This window comes from Arthrobacter sp. D3-16, from assembly GCF_054408515.1.
This window is the reverse complement of record NZ_CP096437.1, coordinates 1,447,963-1,471,412: the sequence shown is the minus strand read 5'-3', so window position 1 is coordinate 1,471,412 and position 23,450 is coordinate 1,447,963. Positions and strand designations below refer to the sequence as shown.

General features: G+C 66.7%; 18 protein-coding genes. 5 read left to right on the top strand and 13 right to left on the bottom strand.

Annotated elements, in window-relative coordinates; genetic code table 11:
• Positions 1–46 precede the first annotated feature (46 nt).
• The gene (nudC, locus tag M1D32_RS07100) at positions 47–1,069 is read right to left on the bottom strand and encodes an NAD(+) diphosphatase (protein ID WP_458781570.1); all 1,023 of its coding nucleotides are present in this window, start codon (positions 1,067–1,069) and stop codon (positions 47–49) included.
• Between the two features lie 151 nt (positions 1,070–1,220).
• On the opposite strand from nudC, the gene M1D32_RS07095 reads away from it, so the two are divergent.
• Complete coding sequence (locus tag M1D32_RS07095) at positions 1,221–2,498, top strand: macrolide 2'-phosphotransferase (protein ID WP_458781569.1); 1,278 nt, start codon at positions 1,221–1,223, stop codon at positions 2,496–2,498.
• On the opposite strand, the gene M1D32_RS07090 is transcribed toward M1D32_RS07095, so the two are convergent.
• From M1D32_RS07090 to M1D32_RS07080, 3 genes are all read right to left on the bottom strand, one after another.
• Positions 2,485–5,976: an ATP-dependent helicase gene (locus tag M1D32_RS07090; RefSeq protein ID WP_458781568.1), complete on the bottom strand. Its 3,492-nt coding sequence runs from the start codon at positions 5,974–5,976 to the stop codon at positions 2,485–2,487. The genes M1D32_RS07095 and M1D32_RS07090 overlap by 14 nt on opposite strands.
• Positions 5,973–9,215: an ATP-dependent helicase gene (locus tag M1D32_RS07085; protein ID WP_458782120.1), complete on the bottom strand. Its 3,243-nt coding sequence runs from the start codon at positions 9,213–9,215 to the stop codon at positions 5,973–5,975. The genes M1D32_RS07090 and M1D32_RS07085 overlap by 4 nt, the downstream gene beginning before the upstream one ends.
• A gap of 110 nt (positions 9,216–9,325) precedes the next feature.
• Entirely contained in the window at positions 9,326–9,742 is a 417-nt protein-coding gene (locus M1D32_RS07080) for an MGMT family protein (protein ID WP_458781567.1), read from the bottom strand.
• Positions 9,743–9,805: 63 nt separating this feature from the next.
• Between M1D32_RS07080 and M1D32_RS07075 the strand changes: the two genes are divergently transcribed.
• From M1D32_RS07075 to M1D32_RS07060, 4 genes are all read left to right on the top strand, one after another.
• Positions 9,806–10,516, top strand: a complete 711-nt coding sequence (locus M1D32_RS07075) for an exonuclease domain-containing protein (RefSeq protein WP_458781566.1) — start codon at positions 9,806–9,808, stop codon at positions 10,514–10,516.
• A gap of 330 nt (positions 10,517–10,846) precedes the next feature.
• Positions 10,847–11,782, top strand: coding sequence for an ABC transporter substrate-binding protein (locus M1D32_RS07070; RefSeq protein WP_458781565.1), 936 nt, complete (start codon positions 10,847–10,849; stop codon positions 11,780–11,782).
• Positions 11,783–11,798: 16 nt separating this feature from the next.
• Positions 11,799–12,563, top strand: coding sequence for an amino acid ABC transporter permease (locus tag M1D32_RS07065; RefSeq protein WP_458781564.1), 765 nt, complete (start codon positions 11,799–11,801; stop codon positions 12,561–12,563).
• Positions 12,560–13,297, top strand: coding sequence for an amino acid ABC transporter ATP-binding protein (locus tag M1D32_RS07060; RefSeq protein WP_163162219.1), 738 nt, complete (start codon positions 12,560–12,562; stop codon positions 13,295–13,297). The genes M1D32_RS07065 and M1D32_RS07060 overlap by 4 nt, the downstream gene beginning before the upstream one ends.
• 115 nt (positions 13,298–13,412) lie before the next feature.
• Here the strand turns inward: M1D32_RS07060 and hemL are convergent, their stop codons facing one another.
• From hemL to hemG, 9 genes are all read right to left on the bottom strand, one after another.
• Positions 13,413–14,744: a glutamate-1-semialdehyde 2,1-aminomutase gene (hemL, locus tag M1D32_RS07055; protein WP_458781563.1), complete on the bottom strand. Its 1,332-nt coding sequence runs from the start codon at positions 14,742–14,744 to the stop codon at positions 13,413–13,415.
• 13 nt (positions 14,745–14,757) lie between these two features.
• Positions 14,758–15,846, bottom strand: a complete 1,089-nt coding sequence (locus M1D32_RS07050) for an LLM class flavin-dependent oxidoreductase (protein ID WP_458781562.1) — start codon at positions 15,844–15,846, stop codon at positions 14,758–14,760.
• A complete protein-coding gene (gene hemB / locus M1D32_RS07045; RefSeq protein WP_458781561.1) occupies positions 15,843–16,826 on the bottom strand; it encodes a porphobilinogen synthase in 984 nt (327 codons plus the stop codon). The genes M1D32_RS07050 and hemB overlap by 4 nt, the downstream gene beginning before the upstream one ends.
• A 64-nt stretch (positions 16,827–16,890) precedes the next feature.
• Positions 16,891–17,796 (bottom strand): uroporphyrinogen-III synthase, encoded by a 906-nt coding sequence (locus tag M1D32_RS07040; protein WP_458781560.1) that lies wholly within the window; start codon positions 17,794–17,796, stop codon positions 16,891–16,893.
• Positions 17,797–17,857: 61 nt separating this feature from the next.
• Positions 17,858–18,856 (bottom strand): hydroxymethylbilane synthase, encoded by a 999-nt coding sequence (hemC, locus tag M1D32_RS07035; protein WP_458781559.1) that lies wholly within the window; start codon positions 18,854–18,856, stop codon positions 17,858–17,860.
• Positions 18,853–20,142: a ferrochelatase gene (locus M1D32_RS07030; RefSeq protein WP_458781558.1), complete on the bottom strand. Its 1,290-nt coding sequence runs from the start codon at positions 20,140–20,142 to the stop codon at positions 18,853–18,855. The genes hemC and M1D32_RS07030 overlap by 4 nt, the downstream gene beginning before the upstream one ends.
• Positions 20,139–20,840: a hydrogen peroxide-dependent heme synthase gene (gene hemQ, locus M1D32_RS07025; protein WP_458781557.1), complete on the bottom strand. Its 702-nt coding sequence runs from the start codon at positions 20,838–20,840 to the stop codon at positions 20,139–20,141. The genes M1D32_RS07030 and hemQ overlap by 4 nt, the downstream gene beginning before the upstream one ends.
• A gap of 113 nt (positions 20,841–20,953) precedes the next feature.
• On the bottom strand, positions 20,954–21,919 hold the full coding sequence (locus M1D32_RS07020) for a hypothetical protein (protein WP_458781556.1): 966 nt from the start codon (positions 21,917–21,919) through the stop codon (positions 20,954–20,956).
• Between the two features lie 106 nt (positions 21,920–22,025).
• Positions 22,026–23,447 carry a protoporphyrinogen oxidase gene (gene hemG, locus M1D32_RS07015; RefSeq protein WP_458781555.1) on the bottom strand — a complete coding sequence of 474 codons (1,422 nt, stop codon included), beginning with the start codon at positions 23,445–23,447 and terminating at the stop codon, positions 22,026–22,028.
• Positions 23,448–23,450 lie beyond the last annotated feature (3 nt).

Below are 23,450 nucleotides of genomic sequence, written 5' to 3'. Positions count from 1 at the left end.
TTCGTCTCGACTACCGCGTGCTGGAGTCTGATGGATAAGTAGTGCTTCAGGCGCCAACCCGGTCCTGAATACGTCCGCCGAACCAGTGCTCAATCAGGGAGCGGGCAATCGACAGCCGGCTGGAGATGGTGATCTCACCGGTGAGCACAGCGTCCTGGAGTTCCTCCCGGCTGAACCAGCGCGCCCTGGTGACCTCCACGCCGTCGGGCGTTGCCTCAGCGTCTTCGGTGACGGCGGTAAATCCAAGCATAAGGGAGGCAGGAAAGGGCCACGACTGCGAGCCAAGGTACTGGCAGGCAGCAACCCTCACTCCCACCTCCTCGTGGATCTCCCGGACCACTGCCTGTTCCAGCGATTCCCCCGGTTCCACGAATCCTGCCAGGGTTGAATAGTTCCTGGCATCAGGGGCTCCGCCGCCACCCAGGAGCAGGCGCCCGTCCGGGCCCACGACGGTAACGATGATGGCGGGATCGGTCCGCGGGTAGTGTTCGGACGAATCAGCCGGGCAGCGCCGCACCCATCCTCCGGCTTCCACCTCAGTGGGAGAACCGCAGCGCGGGCAGTGCGTGTGGGTGGCGTGCCAGTTGGCAATGGCGCTGGCCTCAACAAAAAGGGCAGTATGTGTTGGACTCAGCCCGGCGGCAACATCCCGGAATCCTGCCCACGAAGCATCCGAGGGTATGCCGCCAGTTCCAGGCTCCAGCGGTTCCGCCAGGATGAAAAGCAGCATGTGGGTACCAGGGGCAAGGTCTGAACCGGGCAGGGCGGAACCAAGGTAAACCGTCAGCTGGGGCGCGGCACCGGCGGCGGCCAGTTCTTTATGGAGTGGCTGTGCCGCCGACATCAACAGCCCGCCGCCGTGGATCAGCCCCTGCCGGCCGGAGAGGACAACGGCCAACGTGTCTGGTGTGGCGAGGAGTTCCTCCACCATTCCCGGTTGTGCCCGGGCGACTGATCCGCGGTCAACCAGCGCGGGAGGCACCGGGAGCACCGTGTCCATCAGGTGGTTCGCCGGCAACCGGGCCGCCTTGCCCGAGTGGACCGGTGTTACAGACTCCGCGTGGCTCATGTGTCCACCGTACTGACTGGGACCGACAATTGATATTTGGGGTGCGCTCCCCCTTGGCGGCGCTTCCCTGCCTACCCTGATTTGGACTATATCTGAAGACTCGCCGACCTTGGACCGGTATCTTCGACTGGACGCAATCTACCGTGGAACAGTGAGAAGAAAACCGATTGAACTGGCAGCCGTTGCAACCGCGGCAGTCCCCGGACTGACCCCGACGGCCGTTAGCTCTGCCCCGGATGACCCTGCGGACTTCGACTCAGCGCTGCTGCTCGATTCGGAGGGCAAGCGGTGGCGTGTCCGCTCGCCGCGGCACGCCGAGGCAAGCGCCCGGCTTGAGACGGAATTCCTCGTGCTGCGTGCCTTCGCCCCGGCCATCAGGGCCGAGCTGCCCTTCCTGATGCCCACCGTTGCCGGCAGCGTACGGCTGGGAACCTTGAGCACGTTTGTCTACTCGCATCTGGCCGGCAGCACGCGAAGCGTCGAGGAGCTGACCGCAGGCCCGGACGCACTGGCCCGTGAAATCGGCGTCGCCCTGGCTGCGATCCATGATTTGCCCCATTCGCTGGTCAGCAATGCCGACCTGCCCAGCTACACCCCCAACGAGTTCCGGCAGCGGCGGCTGAATGAGCTTGACCAGGCAGCCACTACAGGGAAAATTCCGCCCGCCCTGCTGCTCCGCTGGGAGCACGCCATGGAAGATGTGTCCCTGTGGCGCTTCAACCCGAGTGTGGTGCACGGCGACCTTCACGAGGACAATCTCCTGGTGGAAGGACAGCGCGTTACTGCCGTCACCGGTTGGACCGACCTGCGGATCGGCGATCCAGCCGACGATTTCGCCTGGCTTGTTGCCTCCAATGAGCAGGACTTCGTGGACGCGGTACTGGGCGCCTACACGGCCAGTCGCAGGGACACCCCGGACAATCACCTCCTGCGCCGGGCAGCACTTTCCGCCGAATTCGCCCTGGCCCAGTACCTGGTGAAGGGGATTGCCTCGGATGACCCCGGCATGATCTCGGAAGCCGAAGAGATGCTCGGCACCCTGGCCCGGGACATCGAGGAGCACGGCGGGCAGCCTATCAGCGTGGAGCCCCAACCGGCCGCGGGTGCACCGGCCGGGGGCTTCCCCGCCGCCGGGGCGGGTGCCCAAGCGGCCCCGGGAAAGGTGTCAGCGATCATGGCGGCCGACGCCGGTCCTTCGGGTTCAGTGCCGTCCGTGACGGTAGTGCCAGTGCCGGTCCCGCCCCCGGTTCAGCCGGCGGTCCACGTCACGGCCATCCCGGCAGAACCCCCGGCTGAGCCGCGTACGCAGGGCCCCGCTGGGAACAAGGGGCCGACGATGGACAGCCGGCAGGCCAACGCAGAGGACAAGAAGGACCTGGACGACACCTCCACGGCCGCCATCTCCATCGTCGACGTCACGAAGAACTGAGCGCGGCCGCCACGATCTCCTCCAGCTCGCCTCCTGTACCAAGGTCGTGGGGACGGACTACCTCGTTGTCGGCGACGTAGAAGAAGGCCGCCCGCACGTCCTCGAGAGGAACCTCCTTCAGCCTCGCCCACGCAAGGCGGTACACGGCGAGCTGCACCGACTTGGTCCTCAGCTGCGCGGCAGCCGGCCGCCGTCCGGTCTTCCAGTCCACCAGGTCCCACCGGCCGTCGGCGTCCCGGAAGACTGCGTCAATGCGCCCACGCACCACGACGTCGCCCACCCGGGTCTCGACGGGAACCTCAACAAAGGCGGGCGAGCGTTCAGCCCAGGGGGACGCTTTGAAGGTTGCCACCATGGCGTCAAGGTCGTAGGCAGCATCAATGTGGTCATCCGAACCGGGAGCTTCACCGAGGTCGAGCATTCCGGCGGCGCCGAAGTACTCCTCCACCCATTCGTGGAAGGCGGTTCCCTTCCGTGCTGACATGCCGGGTTCCCGTGGCACCGGCCTGCGGAGCCTGCCAAGCACCGCGGCCGGGTCCTCCCGCAGTTCCACCAGGGTGGATGCAGAAATGTGGCCGGGCAGGTGCACTTCGCGGCCGGCGCTCCTCCTGGTGCGTCGCTCCAGCAGCAGCGCTGCTTCCCGGGCCCATCCCCGCGCCACCCCCGTCAGCTCCCTCCCGGGACCAGCCTGCCCTGGGGGTGCTTCTGATGGATGCGGGACCGGAAGGGGTTCCCCACCGCTGTTTTCCAGGGCGGCAAGAACCCTGGCAGCGGCTGATTCCATGGCCTGCCGCCGTCCGCCCGAGAGGCGCAGCCGCTTTCCCGTTCGCGGATCCACAGGCCCCTCGAGGGGGTCGTACGGCCAGCCGGCAACTTCCGTTTCAAGGGTGAGCGGGCTCTCCACGGGAAGGGCTGCTTCCTCCAATGACCCCGGATGGATTGTCGCAGCAGCACGCTGACCTTCGGCCGCCTTGGTAAGTGCCTCGAGTTCGGCAAGGAACGGCGACATCCCGGCACGCCCCGCCCGGGATCCCACCCACGCGGGACTGGACGCCCAGAGGACGTGCTTGGCCCTGGTGTACGCCACGTAGGCGAGCCTGCGTTCCTCTGACTCGCCGTGGGCCTGGACGGCCGACTTGAAGTCTTTTTCCGCGTCCAGCCAGCCCTTCTGGTCCGGCTGGTCGAGGTCCCACTGGGGAAGGTCTGCACGGTCACCCCGGAGCGGCCAGGGCAGGGCAGCCGAGCCGCTGCTCCACCGGGAGTCCCTGTCGCTGGGGAAGGCCCCTGCATTGAGCCCGGGAACGAAAACCACATCCCATTCGAGGCCCTTCGACGCATGGACTGTCAGCAGTTGCACGGCCTCCCGGTTGACATCGCTGGCAGGTGCTTCCAGCCCGTTTTCCTCAGCCGCGGCGGCTTCCAACCAGGCCAGGAACGCCAGGATGTCCACACGCTGCGACGTGCGCAGGAACCCCGCGGCGGCATCCTGGAAGGCGTCAAGGTTGCGGCGGGCCTGATGGATGCTGATGCCTGGCCGCGCTGCCACTTCGATGTCCAGCAGCATGGCCCGCTCGACCTCGCCCAGCAGGGTGGTGAGATCATCCCCGAGGTAACTCCGGAGGTGCCGCAGTTCTGCTGACAGCCGGGTCAGCCGGCTGCGGGCGCCGGGGGTCAGCGACCTGCCGTTGGCGGACGTCCAGCCCTCCCGGGGCAGCCAGTCCAGGGCTTCCACCAGGCTGGCAGCGTCAGTCAGATCACTCTCGAGGACCGTTTCACTGACGTGGTCCGGCTGCTCGTCAAGGAACCGTTCGGCCACATGCCCGCGCCGGCGCGCCAGTTGGCTGGACCAGTCGCGCAGAGCCATCAGGTCGGCCGGGCCGATGCGCCAGCGGGCACCCGCGAGGAGGCGCATCAGCGAGTCTGAGCGTCCGGGGTCGGCAAGCACGCGCAGCGTCGCCACGAGGTCCACGATCTCGGGGGTATCCAGAAGTCCGCCAAGCCCGACGATCTCGTAGGGGATTCCCCTGGCTTCAAACTGGCGCCGAATGGCCTCCATCTGGGCGCGGCGGCGGCAAAGGACGGCAAGGGCAGGCGCTACGGGAGTTCCGTCGGGTTTGAGCTCAAAGTCCGTCACCCGGTACTTCAGAACGTCCTCTGCGAGTGCGGCGGCTTCATCAACATCTGTCCCGAAGCGCCCCAGCACCACCGTTCCCTCAACTGCACCCGGACTGGGCTGCAACCGGGGCACGTCCGGTGCTACCGCCCCTCCCCCGCCGGCCGGTCCACGCTGGGCTGCTGCCTTGCCCAAGGACTGGGACATGACGTTGGCTGCCGAGAGGATTGACCGGCCGTTCCGCCAGGCTGTTGTCAGGTAGGACGTGGGGGCAGGAGTCCATTTTCCGTCGCCGTCGGGACCACTGGCTACGGGAAATTCCCGAACGAAGTGGAAAAGCTGCCCGGCCGAGGCGCCGCGGAAGCCGTAGATCGACTGGTTGGGGTCGCCCACTGCCGTCACTGCATGCCCGCCTCCGAACAGCCGGGAGAACAGCACCAGCTGGGCATAGGAGGTGTCCTGGAATTCGTCGAGCAACACCACTTTGTACCGCTGCCGTTCCATGTGTGCGGCCAACGGGACATCCTGCGCCACCTTGGCAGCGAGCGCCACAAGGTCACCGAAGTCAAGAGCACCCCGGGCCCGCTTCGCTGCTGCGTACCGGCCCACCATGTCCGCCACGCTGGCCCTGGTCCGGAGCATCGCGGCAAGCTCCGCCGCCGCCTGAGGCGGGTTCTTCTTTTTGCCCGCCTGGTACGGCAGGGATTCGAATTCGGACAGCCTTGCCATCAGCCAGGCTTCCACGTCCTCGGGCTCCTGGAGGTGCTCTGCGCATTCCCCGGCCAGTTGGATAACCGCCTTCACCAGGGTGGACTTCGCAGAACGGAAGTGTGCGTACTCGCCGTCGTAGGCCTCCACCACTTCGCTGGCCAACTGCCAGGCCTGTGCGCCGCCGAGGAGGACCACATCCCGCTCCACGCCCAGCCGCAGTCCATAGTCAGAGACGATGCCGCTGGCAAAGGAGTGGTAGGTGGAGACCTTGGGCTCGAGGGAATCACTGCTGACCAGTTGCTCCGGGAACAGCCGGCGCGCCGTGTCCTGGCTGGCCAGCCGCTGCAGGGCGGCCAGTTTCGCCCGGATCCGGGACGCGAGCTCACCCGCAGCCTTGCGGGTGAACGTCACCCCAAGGACCTCCTCTGGCCGGACCCAGCCGTTGGCCACCAGCCAGACGACACGGTCGGCCATGGTGGCAGTCTTACCCGATCCGGCGCCTGCGATGACCAGGCGCGGAGTCAGCGGCGAACTGATGATTTCCGACTGCTCCCGGGTGGGGAGGTTCTTTTCCCCCAGCAGCAGCGAGAGTTCCTCCGGCGTAAACCGGGGTTCGGGGAGCCGGGGCATGATCACGGCTGTTTCCGCACTCATTCCGTGACCTGCCTTCCGCGTACGCACAAAGGACACACTTCGGGGAGCCGGCAGCCGTGTCCGCCGTGGCTTCCCTTCGCTGGATCATGCCGTGCCGGGAATTCGTTGCCGGCCATCACAGCGGCGGCCTCCTTCACCATGTCCAAAGCCCAGTTATCCTGGGGGTCAAGCGGATCCTGCTGTTGAATGCCTGGATTTTTTGTTCCCGTACCAAGTTGGGCGAGTACTGCACCGCCTGGAACGGCAGCCGTACTCCCCCCGGGGCTTTCGCTGAAGCCGCCGGCGAGGACTGCGGCCTGGTAGGCGCCGAGCTGCGGATGCGTGGACAGCTCCGCTTTCCCCGGCTGGCGTTTTCCTGTTTTAAGATCCACGATGACCAGCCTGCCCTCGTTGTCGATTTCCAGGCGGTCCACCTGGCCGCGAAGGACTGCTGCGCGCGCCGAACCGTCGTCCATCACCACGTCGGCGAGCGCCACCTCAAAGTCCTGCTCGACCCCCAGCAGGCTCCGGCCCTCACTCCTCATGACCAGAACATACTGGGCAAGCTTGCGGACCATGGCCTCCGCCCGCTGGAAATCCAGTCTTCCCTCCCAGTTGTCCTTCATCCCCAAAGCGGGCCACCGGCGCACCAGTTCCGCTACGTACTCCGCTCCTGACGCATCCGGCAGTTCCTGTGCAATTGCATGCACCAGCGTGCCCAGGCTCCTCGCGAAATCGGTGGCCGCTTCGCCGCCTGCAGCCTGCACGAACCAGTCGAGCGGCGACTTTTGCACCGTCTCAACCTTCGACGGCGACACAAACACTGTTCCGCCGGGGGGAACCACGGGATCGGACGAGGTCAGCTGCGGCAGGCCCCACCAGCTTCCGGGATGCGCGCCGGCAACAGGGGGTTCGGCGGCCGCGAGCCGCGCGAGGACCCTGACTGCTTCTTCCGCCTCGGCCGCATGCTTTCCGTCCAGCTGGGCATGTTGCCGCAATTCGGCAACCAGGGCACGCAGGGTCATGGGGCGCTCCACCGGCGTGAATCCCCGGCCCTCCTGGTCTGGATTGAGGGGTGAGACGTAATCCAGGAAGGAGGAGGGCTGTTCGTCCTCTGAGGAGACGGCGGTACAGACCAGGAGCTCCTGTGCCCTCGACACAGCAGTGGAGAAGCTCCGCAGTTCGTCATACCGGATATCCCGCAAACGGCTCAGCGGATCCCGCTGCAGCGCGTAAGCTGTGCCGTGTTCAACGGCGTCGGCGTACAGGGTGCTTCCAAGGAGTTCGCCGCGTAGACGCGTATTGGGCCATACGCCTTCCTGGAGCCCGGGAACCAGGACCACAGGCCATTCCCGCCCTGCTGCGCTGGCAGGAGTCATCAGTTCGACGGCGTCATCCAGCTGGGCGCGGGCTGCCAAAGTGTCCATGGGGAGCTCCTGGTTCAGCAGGTACTCCAGGAACTGCTCCGGGCCGGCACCAGGCATCTGGTCAACGTACCGTTCAGCGGTGTGGAAAAGCGCCATCATGGCGTCAAGGTCCCGGTCCGCGCGGGCGCCGTGCGGCCCGCCGGACAAAGCCGTGTCCGTCCAGGCGGTGGAAAGACCGGTGGAATTCCAGAGGGCCCACAGCACCGACTCGGCATTGGCACCCGGCTCGAATGCAGCTTTACGCCCTGCCTGGATCATGCCTGCTGTGCGCCGCGCCGCACGGCCTTCCATGCCGAGGGAGGACAGGGCCCCCGGTTCGAGCAGGGCTTCGACGAGCAAGGCATCACTGGTGCGGCCCCCGCCGCCCAGGAGCTCTTCGCGCCTCAGCGACTGCCGCAGCCGGCGCAGCTCGATGGACGTGGCACCGCCCATGCGGGAGGTCAAAAGGGATACAGCTGTTTCTGGGGTCAGCAGGGCGGGGTCAAGGGCGACGGCAAATGCGTCAAGCAGCGGCCGTACCGCCACTTCGTCCCGGACAGCCGACTCGGCCACCGGCACGCGAATCGGGATCCCTTGGCCGGACAGGTAACGCTGCAGCTCGCTGACCTGCCCTCCATTACGCACAATCACCGCGATGTCCGCCAGGTCACGGCCGTGGTTGATGTGCTGATCGAGGATGCGCTGGGCCACATACCGGAGTTCATGCACGGCCGACGGCACGAGATGGGCTTCCACCACTCCCTGCGCCCGGTCCCCCACCGGCTGCTCGAGTTGCCTGGCCAACTGCCCGCCGGCCCGCTGCGAGATACGGGCGGCAACGCCCAGCCACGCGTCTGCCAGGGCAGGCGTGTGCCGGTGTGCGTAGCGCAAGGGCCGCTCCAGGGCCGGGGCGTGCGGGGACAGCAGGCGCGGCAGTTCGGCCACGAGATCCGGGCGCGCTCCCCGGAAGCCCTGGACGACAGTGTCCGGGGAGAAGGCAATGAAGCAGTCCGTCCCGCGGGCGATGTCCGCCAGAAGCTCAAAGACGGCAGGGTTTGCCTCCTGCACGTCATCAACGACGATCACCTGCAGGCGCTCGCGTTCGGCAGCGAGGAATTCAGGGACGTCCTGGAAGATCTGGCGTGCCGCGGTGATGATCCCTGCGGGATCAAAAGCTTCCGGCATCCTCAGGTCCAGGACGTCACGGTACTCCGAGTACAGCCCGGCGGCGGCAATCCAGTCAGGCCGGTCGCACTGGCGGCCCAGGTGGGCGAGGTCCGCGGCGGTCAGGCCCGACTCAATGACGCGGTCGAACAGCTGCCGTATTTCCTGCCGGAAGCCGCGCGTCTCCAGGGCTCCCGCGAGATCGTCAGGCCACGGCAGCTCCAGCCCCGGCAGGCGGTGGCCTTCGAGGAGTTCCTTGATGATGAGGTCCTGCTCCGGGCCGGACAGGAGGCGCGGCGGCCTTGAGAGGGGCAGCACTCCTTCGGCCTTGGCGCGCCGGAGGACATCAAAGGCGTAGGACGCCCAGGTCCGGGCCGGCGTCGTGCTCAGGCTTCTGTCCAGCCGGGCGGTGAACCGGTCGCGAAGGGAATCAGCCGCGAGCCGGGTTGGGGCCAAAATGAGCATCCGCTCGGGGTCAACGCCGTCCCGCAACACCCGCGTAACGGCCGCTTCGATCAGGACAGTGGTTTTGCCCGTGCCCGGCGCCCCCGGTACCAGGACAGGGCCGGATCCTTGTGCCACATCAACAGCTGCCTGCTGATCGGGTGTCAGCGACGGGGCTTCCGCGTGGATGCGCCGGGGCGGCAGCAGCTTAAGGCCAGGAGGAGGGCCGGGCTTGCCCGGCTGCATGGCGCCGCCATGGCATAAGGCTCCGGCGGCCGTAGCGAAGTCGGCCTCAAGGCCGGCTGCTGGTTCGTACCGGTGCTCGTCGCGGGGACCTGTGAAGGAAACTGTTACTGTCACGCCGATATTCCATCATCAGCCACCGACATTTTATGGAGCTGACGCTCCAACTCCCCGGCAACGGCGTCAATGTGCTCAAAATCTTCAGCTGTCGGCGCCCACCTTGCGGCGGAAAGGTCCACCCGCCAGGAGCCCTCCCCCGTCCGCAGGTAGGTTTCGTGGTCGCCTCTGAGGGGAGTTCCCTCCTGGCAGTAGTGGCTCAGGGCTTTCACTTCAAGTCCCTCCGGAGCGTGTCCGCTCGCCTTGAGGATCCGCCACCAAGGTACGCCGCTGCCGTAGTGGCTCATGACTGAGCCGATTTGCCTGGGCCCGCCGGACCCCAGCAGTTCGGCGACGTCCCCGTACGAGACTGCGGATCCGGCCGGAACCAGCCTCACGATGGCCAGTACCGCCTCCACATACTCAATCCGCATTGATCCAATCTAGCCGCAGTGGCGCTCCCGGGAATTGTCCGTGGCCCCCGTTAGCGTGGATGCATGAGCACCTGGAACACCCTCCCCCGCGCAGCCTTCGACCTGGAAACCACCGGCCGCAATTCGCGTGCAGCCCGGATAGTGACGGCGTCAGTCACAGTGGTGGACCACAAGGGTGAGGTCATAGAGGAACATGAGTGGCTGGCTGATCCAGGGGTTGAAATACCTGCCGAAGCCAGTGATGTGCACGGCATCACCACTGAACAGGCCAGGCGCGAGGGCAGGCCTGCCCGCGAGGTGACGCAGGAGCTCGCCGCAGTGCTGCAGGGGCTTTTCGACGCCGGTACGCCCGTCATCGCGTTCAACGCCAGTTACGACTTCACGGTGCTCGCAGCGGAGTCGGCCCGCTACGGGGTCCCGCAACTTACCCGGTTTCCCGTTCTGGACCCTTACATCATGAACAAGCAGGTGGACCGTTACCGCAAGGGCAAGCGAACCCTCACGGCTTTGTGCGAAGAGTATGGCGTGGTCCTGGACAACGCCCATACCTCTGCCGCTGATGCCCTTGCTACCCTGAAGGTCCTCGACGCCATGGCCGGGAAATTCCCGAAACTGAGCATGCCCGCCAGCCAGCTGCACCAGCTCCAGGTGGACTGGGCCGTGAGCCAGGCCGCCGATTTCCAGGGCTACCTCCGCAAGACGAAGCCCACAGCCGTCATCGAAGGCGACTGGCCAGTACTCCCGCCGCAGGATGCCAGCGCCGGCGGCTTCTAGCCACCAGGCCGCGCTGGCGTTCCGAGATATATTTCACAGTCATATCGCTTCATAAGGCAGCTTGCTTTCGCGCTGTGGGGATTCGCTGCGGCGGCGACTGAAAGCTCCAGCACGGCGGCTAAAGCAGCGTTGGGCCGAATTCTGTTCGGCCAATGGTAGGTCTCACCCGCGCTTGTTCACCATCAGAACGCGAAACGCCCAAGTGAGACAATAAAGTTTTGCGGTCACCCCTGCTCTGGCCTTGCTTGACCAGCACCGGGCAGGTGCCAGGCGCCACCAGCGCAGCCTTGCGGCCCGGTTGACTATTGACTCAATGAAAGTGACAACCTGATGAAAATCAAAGCGATGAAGTGGCTGACAACCGCTCCCGTGGCAATCGCCCTCGCGGTTTCCCTCGCAGCATGCGGCTCAGGATCTGCTGAGCCCGCCGGGACGCCCACGGATGCCCTCGCCGGCAGTGACCAGCAGACGCTGGACAAGTACACCACCGCCGACGTCACCCCCGTCGATCAGATCGACAAGACCAAGCTCGGCCTCAACACTGAGGGCACGCTCGAGGTGGGCACCCTTTCGGACGCTCCGCCGAACATCTTCATTGACCCCTCCGGCAAGTTCACCGGCTACGACAACGAACTGCTGCGCGCCATCGCCGGCAAGCTCGGCCTCGAGGTCGAATTCGTTGCCACGGACTTCTCGGCACTCCTCTCCCAGGTGCAGACCAAGCAGTTCGACGTCGGCTCCTCCTCCATCTCCACCACGGACGCCCGCCGCGAGAACGTCGGATTCACCAACGGTTACGACTTCGGCTTCATGGCAGTAGTTGCCAAGACCGACAGCGACGTCAAGGGCTTCGCCGACCTCACCGGCGACCTCCGCATCGGCGTGGTCCAGGGCACCGTCCAGGACGACTACGTCACCAACACCCTGAAGCTTGAGCCAATCCGCTTCCCGGATTACGCCACCGTGTACGCCAACGTGCGCAACGGCCAGGTGGACGCGTGGGTGGCCCCGTCCCAGCAGGCCACCGGCCAGGTGAAGGAAGGCGACGGCACCGTCATCGCCGAGTCCGTCGTCAACACGCAGAACTTCACTGCCTACGCGGTGGCCAAGGACAACCAGCCGCTGATTGACGCGCTGAACTCCGGCCTGGACGCCGTTATCGCTGACGGAACCTGGTCCAAGCTGACCAAGGAGTGGTACCCGGACCGCGAGATGCCGAGCGACTGGAAGCCGGGCAGCAAGGCCGCCACGGTTCCCCAGAGCTGATTGAGCCGCAACGTCTATGGATCTCTTGGATCAGCTGGCTGACACCTTCTTCAACTGGGAGGAAATGGCGAAAGTCATTCCCGCCCTGCTTATGGTCGGTTTGCCCAATACCCTGATATTGGCCGTGGCCTCCGGTGTCTTGGGCTCCCTGTTGGGGCTGGCGCTTGCCATGATGGGGATCTCCCGCAACGCGGGGGCCCGCTGGGTGGCGCGCTTCTACACCGATGTCTTCCGTGGGCTCCCCGCCATCCTGGTGATCCTGGTCATCGGTATCGGGCTCAGTCCCATCGCACGGGAAATCACCGGATCCCGGAACCCGTACCCCCTGGGCATCCTGGCCTTGACGCTCATCGCGGCAGCCTACATCGGTGAAATTTTCCGTTCGGGCATCCAGAGCGTGGAGAAGGGCCAGCTGGAGGCATCCCGGGCGCTGGGCTTCAGCTACGGCAGTTCCATGCGCCTGGTGGTGGTGCCGCAGGGCATCCGCCGGGTCCTTCCCGCCCTGGTGAACCAGTTCATCTCGCTGTTGAAGGATTCCTCGCTGGTGTTCATGCTTGGCCTTGCCGCCTCGGACCGGGAGATCTTCCGGATCGGAAATGATGCCATGGCCAACACCGGCAACCTGTCTCCGCTGGTGGCCGCTGGTGTTCTGTATCTGATCCTGACTGTTCCGCTGACCCACTTCGTGAACTTCATCGACAACCGGCTGCGTACCGGCAAGCCGGAAAAGAAGGAACCGGATGAGCTGGCAGCACCTATCGGCAAAGGGGCACAGGCATGACGGAATTCGCGTCCGGAACCCTGACCGGCAAGAACCTGCACCTGTCGTTCGGGCACAACCACGTTCTCCGCGGCATTGACCTGCACGTGGAGAAGGGAACCACCGCCTCAGTAATCGGCCCGTCAGGGTCCGGTAAGTCCACACTGCTGCGCGTGATGAACCGGCTGATCGAACCCGATCAGGGCGACATCCTCCTGGATGGCCGTTCGGTCCTGAAAGACAACCCGGACGAGCTCCGGCAGCGGATCGGCATGGTGTTCCAGCAGTTCAACCTGTTCCCGCACAAAACGGTAGTGGACAACGTGTCCCTGGCGCTGAGGAAGCTGCGTAAGCTGCCGCAGGAACAGGCCCGAGCCGAAGCCCTGGAGCAACTGGACCTGGTGGGCCTGAAGCACAAGGCCGACGCCCGCCCGGCAAACCTCTCCGGAGGCCAGCAGCAGCGCGTCGCGATAGCGCGGGCACTTGCCATGAAGCCGGAAGTCATGTTTTTTGACGAGGCCACATCCGCGCTGGATCCCGAGCTCGTCAAGGGCGTCCTGGCGCTTATGACGGACCTCGCGAAGGGCGGCATGACCATGGTGGTGGTGACCCACGAAATGGGCTTCTCCCGCAATGTCTCGGACACGGTGACGTTCATGGACGCCGGGGTTGTGGTGGAATCCGGTCCTCCCCAGCAGATCTTCAGCGACCCGGCCACGGACCGCTTGAAGAACTTCCTCTCGGACGTTCTGTAGCTCCTGGCCCAGGCACACAAAGAAATCCCCGGTTGCATAACGCAGCCGGGGATTTCTTTTACGTCCGGGTGGCCGGGAGGTACCTCGAGAGAGATAAAAACGCCCGACGACGGAACTAGCCTTGTGCGGCTGCTGCCGCCTTCGCTGCCGCCGGAAGCGCATCGAAGATCCGGTTCATCGCTGTGTCGTCGTGCGCGGCGGACAGGAACCAGGCCTCGAAGACCGACGGCGGCAGGTAGACGCCCGACTCCAGCATCGAGTGGAAGAACGGCGCATAGCGGAAGCTCTCCTGGGCCTGGGCGTCGGCGTAGTTGTGCACTCCCCGGGCCGAGGTGCCGAAGGCCACCGAGAAGAGGTTTCCGGCGAACTGGATGGAGTGGTCCACGCCGGCGGCGTCCAGTGCAGTGGACAGGGCCGAGGAGAGCTCCAGCGAGCGGACGTCAATGAAGGAGTAAACGTCCCGGGTGGCGTGCGTCAGGGTGGCAACACCCGCAGCCATGGCCACCGGGTTCCCGGAGAGCGTTCCGGCCTGGTACACGGGACCGGTGGGGGCAAGGTGGTCCATGATGTCGGCACGTCCGCCGAGGGCCGCCGTCGGCATTCCCCCGCCGATGACCTTGCCGAAGGTGAGCAGGTCCGGCGTCCACGGTTCAGCGGCGTCCGGCGCGCCGCCGGTGAGGCCCCAGTAGCCGGAGTAGCCGGTGCGGAACCCGGTGAGCACCTCGTCCACGATGAGCAGCGCCCCGTGTTCGCGGGTGATGCGGGACAGGCCGAGGTTAAAGCCCTCCTCCGGTGTTACCACGCCCATGTTGGCCGGCGCCGCTTCAGTGATGACGGCGGCGATATTGGGTCCGTGGGCGGCGAAGGCTTCCTTTACGGCGGTGAGGTCGTTGTACGGCAGCACCAGGGTCTCGGCCGTGGTGGCCTCGGTGACCCCGGCCGAGCCTGGCAGGGCGAGCGTTGCCACGCCCGAACCCGCAGATGCCAGGAGGCTGTCCAGATGCCCGTGGTAGCAGCCTGCGAACTTGATAATCAGGTTCCGGCCGGTGAAGCCGCGGGCCAGGCGGACGGCCGTCATGGTTGCTTCGGTGCCGGTGGAGACCATCCGGAGCCGCTCGACGGCGGGCACGCGTTCCTGGACGATCGCCGCGAGGTTCGCCTCGTCAGGGGTGGACGCGCCGAAGGACAGGCCGCGGTCCACCGCCGCGTGGACGGCCTCCAGCACGGCCGGGTGTGCGTGGCCCAGCAGTGCCGGTCCCCAGGAACAGACCAGGTCCACGTATTCCTTGCCGTCGGCGTCCGTCAGGTACGGGCCCTTGGCGGAGACCATAAAGCGCGGAGTCCCGCCCACGGACCCGAAGGCCCTCACAGGAGAGTTGACTCCGCCCGGCATCAGCTGGCGGGCGCGGTCGAAAAGTGCCTCATTGCGAGGATTGCTGGAAGTCATGGTTCCCATTCTCTCAGTTAGCGGGCGCTTCAGTTGCGAGCAATTCCGCCACTCGGGGCGCTACCGCCATCCCCAGGAGCTCGATGGAACGCATCATCGCGGAGTGCGGCAAGGGGCCGTTGCTGTACTTGAGGTCAAAGCGGTCCACGCCCAGGTTCTGCTTGAGCAGGACAATCTTCCGGGCCACGGTCTCCGGCGGTCCTACATACAGGGCGCCCTCGGGGGCGCACAAGGCGTCGAACTCCGCCCTTCCGGCAGGTCCCCAGCCACGCTCGGCCCCAAGCTTGTTCCGCAGTTTCAGCCAGTGCGGGAAGAGTTCCTCCCGTGCCTGTTCATCTGTCTCTGCCACATGGCCGGGTGAATGCGTCGCAACCTGCTGCATCGGGTGGCCGTATTTCGACATGGCTTCCCGGTACAGGTCCACCAGCGGCCGGAACGAGCGCGGCTGACCGCCAATAATGGCGAAGATGATGGGATACCCGTACTGGGCAGTGCGGAGAACGGATTCGGGTGTTCCGCCGACGCCGATCCAAGTGGGCAGCAGGTGGCGTTCCAGGGGCGGGTAGACGCTCAGGCCGGAAAGGGCAGGCCTGATGCGGCCTTCCCAGTGGACCGGCTTCTGCGCCCTTACCTTGTCGAACAGCTCCAGCTTCTCTTCGAACAGGACCTCATAGTCCGCGAGGTCCAGCCCGAACAGCGGAAAGGATTCGATAAACGATCCGCGGCCAAGCATCACTTCGGCCCGGCCGTTCGAGAGGGCGTCCACGGTGGAGAACCGCTGGAAAACCCGGATGGGATCATCTGAACTCAGGACCGTGACTGCGGAGCCGAGGCGGATCCTCGTGGTGCGGGCGGCAGCGGCAGCGAGGAAAACCTCGGGCGCGGATACCGCGTAGTCCTTGCGGTGGTGTTCGCCCACCCCAAAGGCGTGGAGTCCGACGGCGTCCGCGAGCTCAGCCTGTTCGAGCAGCTGGCGCAGCACCTGGGCATGCGGCTGCGGGCTGCCGTCCCGGTGCTCGCCGACGTCGCCGAAGGTGTTCAGCCCGATCAGGATCCGGTCCGCGCCGACCGGGGCCGTGGGAAGGGGCGGGATGTCATTCATCGGGACTCCTTCAGCCAGCCGGCCAGTTCCGCTGCCCAGTAGGTCAGCACCATGTGGGCGCCGGCACGCCGGATGCCGAGCACGGATTCGGTGATGGCCGCCCGCCGATCAATCCAGCCGTTCCCGGCGGCAGCCTCGATCATGGCGTACTCCCCCGAGATCTGGTAGGCCGCCACAGGGACCGGGCTCATCGCCGCCACGTCGGCGACGATGTCCAGGTAGCTCATGGCCGGCTTCACCATCACCACGTCTGCCCCCTCGGCGAGGTCCAGTTCAACCTCGCGGAGGGCTTCGGTGCGGTTGCCCGCATCCATCTGGTACGTGCGGCGGTCCCCTTTAAGCTGGGAGTCGACGGCTTCCCGGAAGGGACCGTAGAAGGCCGACGCGTACTTGGCTGCATAGGCAATAACGGAGGTACTGGTGTGCCCTGCCTGGTCCAGGGCGGCGCGGATCGCGGCGACCTGGCCGTCCATCATGCCCGACGGGCCCAGCATGTGGGCACCGGCGTCGGCCTGTGCCACGGCCATCCGGGCGTAAATCTCGATCGTGCGGTCGTTGTCCACATAGCCCTCGGCATCCAGTACGCCGCAGTGCCCGTGATCAGTGAACTCGTCCAGGCACACATCGCTCATGATCACCAGGTCGTCGCCGACCTCTGAGCGGACATCCCGGATGGCCTTGTTCAGGACGCCGTCAGGGTTAAGGGAGGCGGTGCCCTCGGCGTCCCGGGTCTCCGGGATGCCGAACAGCATGATGCCGCCAAGGCCGAGCTCAACGGCTTCAGCCGCGGCCCGCTTGAGCGTCTCCGTGGTGTGCTGGACAACTCCGGGCATCGACGTGATCGGGTTCGGCTCGGTGAGGCCCTCCCGGATGAAGGCCGGGAGGATCAGCTCGGCCGGGGCCAGCCGGGTTTCCGCGGTCAACCGGCGCATGGCCGGGGTGGTGCGGAGGCGGCGGGGGCGTTGGCTCGGAAAAGTCATGGTCCTGTCCTTGGGAAGGGGTCGAGGGGTGGGCGGAAGTTCCGGCTGGCGGCTTTCCGGCAGGTCAGGGTGGTTGCGGCCCGGCGTTCCCGCCGGTTCCCAGTGCAGTTCCGACCGCCGCCACCAGCCCTTGCGGGGTGGGCTCGCCGGCAATTGCTGCCACGGGCAGGCCCAGGGAGGCAGCCTGTTCCGCCGTCGACCGTCCAATTGCTACAAGCCGGCAGCCGTGCAAGGGCGAGAGCGCATGGATTCTCCGGACGGCGCTGGGCGAGGCCGCCACTACTGCCTGGATCCGCCCGGCCGCGATTTCAGCGGCGGCAGCTTCCGGTGCAAGGAGGGAGTACGGTGCCGTGCCCCGCCCCGGTCCCGCATCCTCCGGCGGTATGGCCAGCCTGCGCTCCGCTGCCGCGGGATAGTCGACGGTGCGGTAGGCGGTCACAGCCGTGACGGTGCTGCCCGCCGCCGTCAGCCCTTCGGCGAGCCGTGCAGGCGCGATGTCCGCCTGGGGAAGAAGTACTTTTCCGGTGCCGGCCGGCCATACGTTGAGCAGTCCCGAGGCAGACTGTTCGTCCCGGGGCATGAGGTCCACCGGCAGTCCGGCGGATTCGAGGAGACGCCGGCAAGCCGGTCCGATCGCAGCGATCCGCGTGGCGGCGGGAATCCACTGGCGCAGCGTGAGGCCCCGTTCGGTTGCCTTGGCGGCGAGCACATGGACTGTGGTGGCACTGCTGATGATCAGCCACTCAAACGCGCCGGCACCCAGCGCATCGCATGCCACGTCCAGGGTGTGCTGGTCCGCGGCACGTTCAAAGTCGATCAGCGGCAGCAGGAGCGCCTCGGCGCCGGCCTCCTCGAGTGCCGCCACCAGGGGCAGTGAGCGTTCCGGGCTGCGGGTGATCAGTACCCGGGCCCCGCTCAGCGGATTACCGCTGCGTGAACCTGCTGCTCCATGCACAGGGCGGTCCGCCATGCCTACCCCTCCCCAAGGAGGGTGCCCCGGCCACGGCGGGAAGGCAGTCCCATGGCCGGGCTCAGGAAGCCTGCAGGTCTGCGATATCGGCGGCACCTGCGGCAAGGAGGACTTCGGCAAGTTCGATGCCAAGCAGGGTGGCCCCTATTTCCGTGAGTCCGTCGGTTGCCCGCTTGTCCCGGACCGAGGCGGTGCCGTCCACAGCACAAACCACGGCTTCCAGGTGGAGCATGCTGCCCTTCCGGAAGGCGTAAGCACCCACCGGTGCTGCGCAGCCGGCTTCGAGCCGGGCCAGCAGGGCCCGTTCAGCCGTAACCGCAAGCCGGGTGTCCGGATCGTCCAGCGCGGCCAATGCCTGTGCGAGGACGTCCTTGGAACCTTCAGTGGAGCCTAACCTGGGCGGGGCGTCAGCTGTGCGGCATTCGATGGCGAGCGATCCCTGCCCGGCAGCGGGCAGCATGACATCCGTTTCGAGGTACTCGCTGACGGCATCCAGCCGGCCGATGCGCTCCAAGCCTGCCGCCGCGAGAACTACGGCATCGAGATCGCAGGACTTCCCCGCAACCATCTGGTCCGTTGTGTTTCCCGGAAGTCCGGGGACCCTGCCCAGGCGGGTGTCAACGTTGCCGCGGATATCGAGGATTTCCAGGTCGGGCCTGGCCGCGCGGAGCTGGGCGGCGCGGCGGGGAGAACCGGTCCCCACTGTGGCCCCGGCGGGAAGATCTGCGAGCTTCAGCCCGTCGCGTGCGCACAGGACGTCGCGGACATCCACGCGCCGCGGCGTGGCCGCAAGGCTGAGGCCTACTGCCGCCCCAGTGGGCAAATCCTTGAGCGAATGGACCGCGACGTCACACTCGTTCCTCAGCAGCGCATCGCGCAACGCGGCCACAAAAACACCGGTGCCGCCCATTTGCGACAAAGACCCGGTGAGGACGTCGCCGTCGGTCCTGATGTGGACTAGCTCCACGGGAAAGCCTCCGACGGCGGCCAACCGGTCAGCGGTTTGCTGCGTCTGGGTAAGAGCCAGCTTGCTGGCGCGGGTTCCGATCCGGACGGTCACTGCTGCGGCGCTCCCCCGGCCGTGCCTGGCTGGTTGGCCGCCGGTTCGGCCGCTGCCTCGGCTGGATAGGGATCATGGCCGGTCCCCACGGTGGTGTCCGCCCCTGCGATGGTTGGCTTCTCGCCGCGGAAGTTCGCGCAGCATCCCGGGCGGCAGACGTCGTACCAGGGGCCGAGGGCGGTCACTGCCGGGCGGTCGCTGATGTTGTTGGCCACGGTCCGCTCGGAAATCAGGTCCACCATGCCGTTGACGAACTTGCGGTGTGTGCCCGGAGTTGGGACGCGGGTGGCTGCGAGTCCCAGGTTGGCGCAGGTTTCCAGGGCTTCCGTGTCCAGGTCCCAGACAACTTCCATATGGTCGCTCACAAAGCCCAGGGGCACAATAACAATGCCCTTGACGCCTTTGCCGGCAAGCTCTTCAATGGCGTCGTTGATGTCAGGCTCGAGCCACGGCACGTGCGGGGCCCCGGAACGGGACTGGTACACCAACGACCACGGCGCTGTAAGGCCTGATTCCTCTTCCACCCTCTGGATGACGGCGGCTGCGGTAGCCAGGTGCTGGGCAACGTACGCTGAGCCCTCATCGAATTCGCGGGGTTCACCCTCGGAACGGCCTGCCGCGTCTGCGTCGCGCGTAGGGATGGAGTGGGTGGCAAACAGGATCTGGACGGGCGCGTCCGGCGTCCCTGCAGCTGCCAGTTTTTCCCGGACCTCCGCGAGGCCCGCTGCGGTGCCTTCCACGAACGGCTCCACGAAGCCGGGGTGGTCGAAGTACTGGCGGACCTTGTCCACCTCCAGGCGGCCGTCCAGGCCGGTTTCGGTCAGGGCCATGCCGATGTCCTCGCGGTACTGGCGGCAGCTGGAGTAACAGGAGTAGGCACTCGTGGTGATCATCAGCAGGCGGCGGTGCCCGGCGTCGTACGCGTCCTGCAGGGTCTGCGGGATGTACGGGGCCCAGTTGCGGTTGCCCCACAGCACGGGAAGGTCAATGCCCCGGGCGCCGAGCTCGGCCTCGAGTGCTGCCTTCAGCTCGCGGTTCTGCTGGTTGATGGGGCTGATGCCGCCGTTGGCGCGGTAGTGGTGGGAGACTTCCTCGAGCCGCTCGTCCGGGATGCCGCGGCCGCGGGTCACGTTGCGGAGGAACGGAATGACGTCCTCCTGGCCTTCGGGCCCGCCGAAGGAGGCGAGGAGGACGGCGTCGTAATTCTTGGGGGCCATGCGGCCGGTCTCTGTCACGGGGTTAACGGCCACCACATTGGCGGAATCGCGTGCTTCAAGGGGGCTCATGCCAGCACCTCTGCAACTTCTTCCGCGGAGATGCGGCGTCCGGTATAGAACGGGATCTCTTCCCGGACGTGGTTGCGCGCTTCGGTGGCGCGAAGGTGGCGCATGAGGTCCACAAGGTCCACGAGCTCAGGCGCCTCCAGGCCCAGGATCCATTCCCAGTCACCCAGCGCGAAGGAGGAGACAGTATTGGAAATGACCTGCGGGAAGTCCCGGCCCAGCAGGCCGTGGTCGCGGAGCATCTTGCCCCGCTCGGCCTCGGGCAGGATGTACCACTCGTAGGAGCGAACAAACGGGTAGACGCACAGCCATTCTGCCGGTGCGACGCCACGGGAGTAGGCAGGGGTGTGGTTCTTGGCAAACTCAGCCTCGCGGTGCACACCCATGGCGGACCAGACGATCTTAGTCCCGGCGAAGAGGGTGCTGCGGCGGATGTCCCGGATTGCCTGCTGCAGGGCTTCGGGTTTGGGCCCGTGAAGCCACACCATCACGTCCGCATCCGCCCGCATGGCGGAAACGTCGTAGCTGCCACGGTGAGTCACGCCGGCCTGGGCGAGCCGTTCCAGCAGGGCCTCGAAGTCCGTGGCGGCAGCGGCGCTGCGGACCAGCGCCTCCGAACGCTTGAAGACCGTCCAGAGGGTGAAAAACTGCTCGGCTGATTCTTCGGTTTTAGTGACAGATTCGGCAGAAGTGTGGCTCATGGTTACAAGTTTGCCCCTTCGTACCCAAAAGTCGAAACCAGCGAGTTCTACAACCCGTAGAAGTGCTCAATGTCACAGCAGCACCCGCTTTTCCGGATCCCCGGAAGTCCCGCCTAGGGATTTCGCAGGCGGAAGAAGACCAGTCCGGCGGCACCAGCCACCCCTACCAGCCCCGAACCAAGCCACACCAGGGCGCTCTTCGGCTCAGGCTGCGGAGCCAGCACGGCGCTGCTCCGTACGCTGCTGCCGTTCGGAGCTGAAGCGTATGGCGTCCACCCCGCCTTGGTATGAGGTACCGCGTAAAGCGGTACGTATCCGGCCACTTCACCTGCAGTTGCGGTAGGAGCTTCGACTGCGGCCACGTCGGCAGTGGGCTGGCCTGCCGCCGTCGTGGAAGGATTCCGGGCCACGGTGGATGCGGGCGGGGCAGGCTGCGCCGGCGTCGTCCCGCCTGCCGCCGGGGAGGTTGCCGGGGCTGCAGGGGCGCCTGCGCCCTGCGATTCCGGCACGACAACTGGAGCCAGGGATGCAACGCCCGGCTCGGTTCCCGAAGACGCAGGGGCGGAGGGCGCGGGAGCGGGCGTCGCAGAGCGGGTGGCTGTCGGGGCGCTGGATGCGGGGGCGCTGGATGCCGGAACCTGGGACGCCGGAGCGGTGGCCGAAGGTGGCGCCGGTTTTTGGGTGGCCTTCACCGCGGGACGGAGGGCTGACGGGATTGCAGAGGCGGACGGAGTGGCAACCGGACTGGGGCTGGGGGGCTGCCCGGACTCCGAGCCCTTCCCCTTGTCCCCCGGAGCCTTGCCGTTGCCGTTCTTCCCCTCGCGGTTCTGGCCGGGCGCCTCCTGCCGCGCTTCGCCCGACTGGCCCTTCAGCGGGACCACCGGGAGGGATTTGGTGTCCGCAGCCGGGGCTGCAGGGTCCCCGGGATCGGGCGCTCCCTCTTTTGCTTGGGACGCCGGGACGCCCGTGGTGAGAACCAGTACCGCTCCGATTGCCGCAGCTGCTGCGCCGCGTCGGAGTCCCCCATGGATACCGGTCCGGGGCATGGAAAGATCGGACCTGTTGTGAACCATAGTCATCGACACTAACCATGCGGGGCGGCGAAGTGAAAACCAGCAACGCCCCCAACGGCGGCCCGGGAAAGGCCTGTTGCCACGCCTCCACCGGCCTGACCAGCGAGGACGTTCAGCCGGCCAGGTTCCGGATTTGGTTCTTCGTGTCGGACACCACTGCGGCGAGTCCGTTCCCGGCCACCCAGCCGCCCACCACGGCCAAACCGCCCACCGCGTTGCAGGCGTCCCGTATGGCGGTTACCCGCGCACGGTGTCCGACGGCGGCGAAAGGCAGGGCACCACGCCACCGCACAACGTCCCACTCCACAACGTCCTGCCGGTCGATGCCAACCCCGAGCAAGGCCGACGCATCCTGAAGCGACGCTGCCAGGAGCCCGTCGTCGGTATCAGGTCCGCCGGGCTGGATACCGGTGCTGTCAACGCGTCCATAGGAAAGCCGGAGCACATGCCTGCCGGAGCCGGCGGCGGCAGCCAGCCAGTCCCATTTGCCGGTGGCATGGGTCAGGGCCTTTGCCTGGATGCCGGGCGCTTGAGGTGATACGAGGACGCCGGTGCCGCGGGGACGGCGGTCCAGTTCAGGCTTGTCCAGGACCAGGGTGACGAGTTGCACGTCAGGCCCGGAACCGGGCTGCTTTCCAGCAATTGCCGGCACCGCCTTCTCCAGCAGTCCGACGGCGGCCGGGCCGTCCACTGCGACGACCAGCAGGCCGGCGTCGAACATCTCCCCCGCGGCGTCAACGCGCCACCCATCGGATGTCCGGGCCACGTTTGTTGCGCGCCTGCCGGACAGGAGCGTGACGCCGCGGTCGTGGAGATCGCCGACCAGCGCGCTGACCAGGGTATGCATTCCGCCTTCGAGGCCGGCGACAGCGGAGCCTGCCTTGGCGGGTCCGGTGCTGTTGCGCCGCTGGGATGCCACAGCGGCGGCCAGGGAGCCGTGCTGCCGGACTCCTGCACGCAGTCCCGGAGCTACCATGTCGACGTCGAGCAGACCCGGGTCGGCGGAGTGCACACCTCCCACAACGGGCGCAACCAGCCGCTCAAGGACCCGGCGTCCCATGCGCGCCCGGACGAGGGCGGACACGCTGACAACGTCCGCTGCCGTGCCGATGGACGCGGGCAGGATCCTGTCGAGGGTGGCGCGGAGCGAGCCGAGAAGCCCAAGGGACCTGCGGACTTCGGCGTCCCAGGGGTTGGCGGGAATTCCGAGGATGCCTGTCTTGGGAAGTTCGCGGGGGCCGCCCGGGAGCTGGACCCAGGCACCGCCGGGCCGGGGCGCAACAATCCTGTCCGAAAGGCCCAGTTCCTTGGCGAGGCCGGCAACGGCGTCGGACCGTGTGGCGAAGGACTCAGCCCCGCTGTCCAGGGTGAGGCCCGCCACAACGTGGCTGCCCACGCAGCCGCCCCATTCCCCGCCGGCTTCCAGGACTGTCACCGGGTGCCCGGCCGCGGCCAGCTCCCGGGCGGATAGGAGGCCTGAGATCCCACCGCCCAGCACCAGCGCGGACGGTGCACCAGCCGGGTGAATCGCCACGGG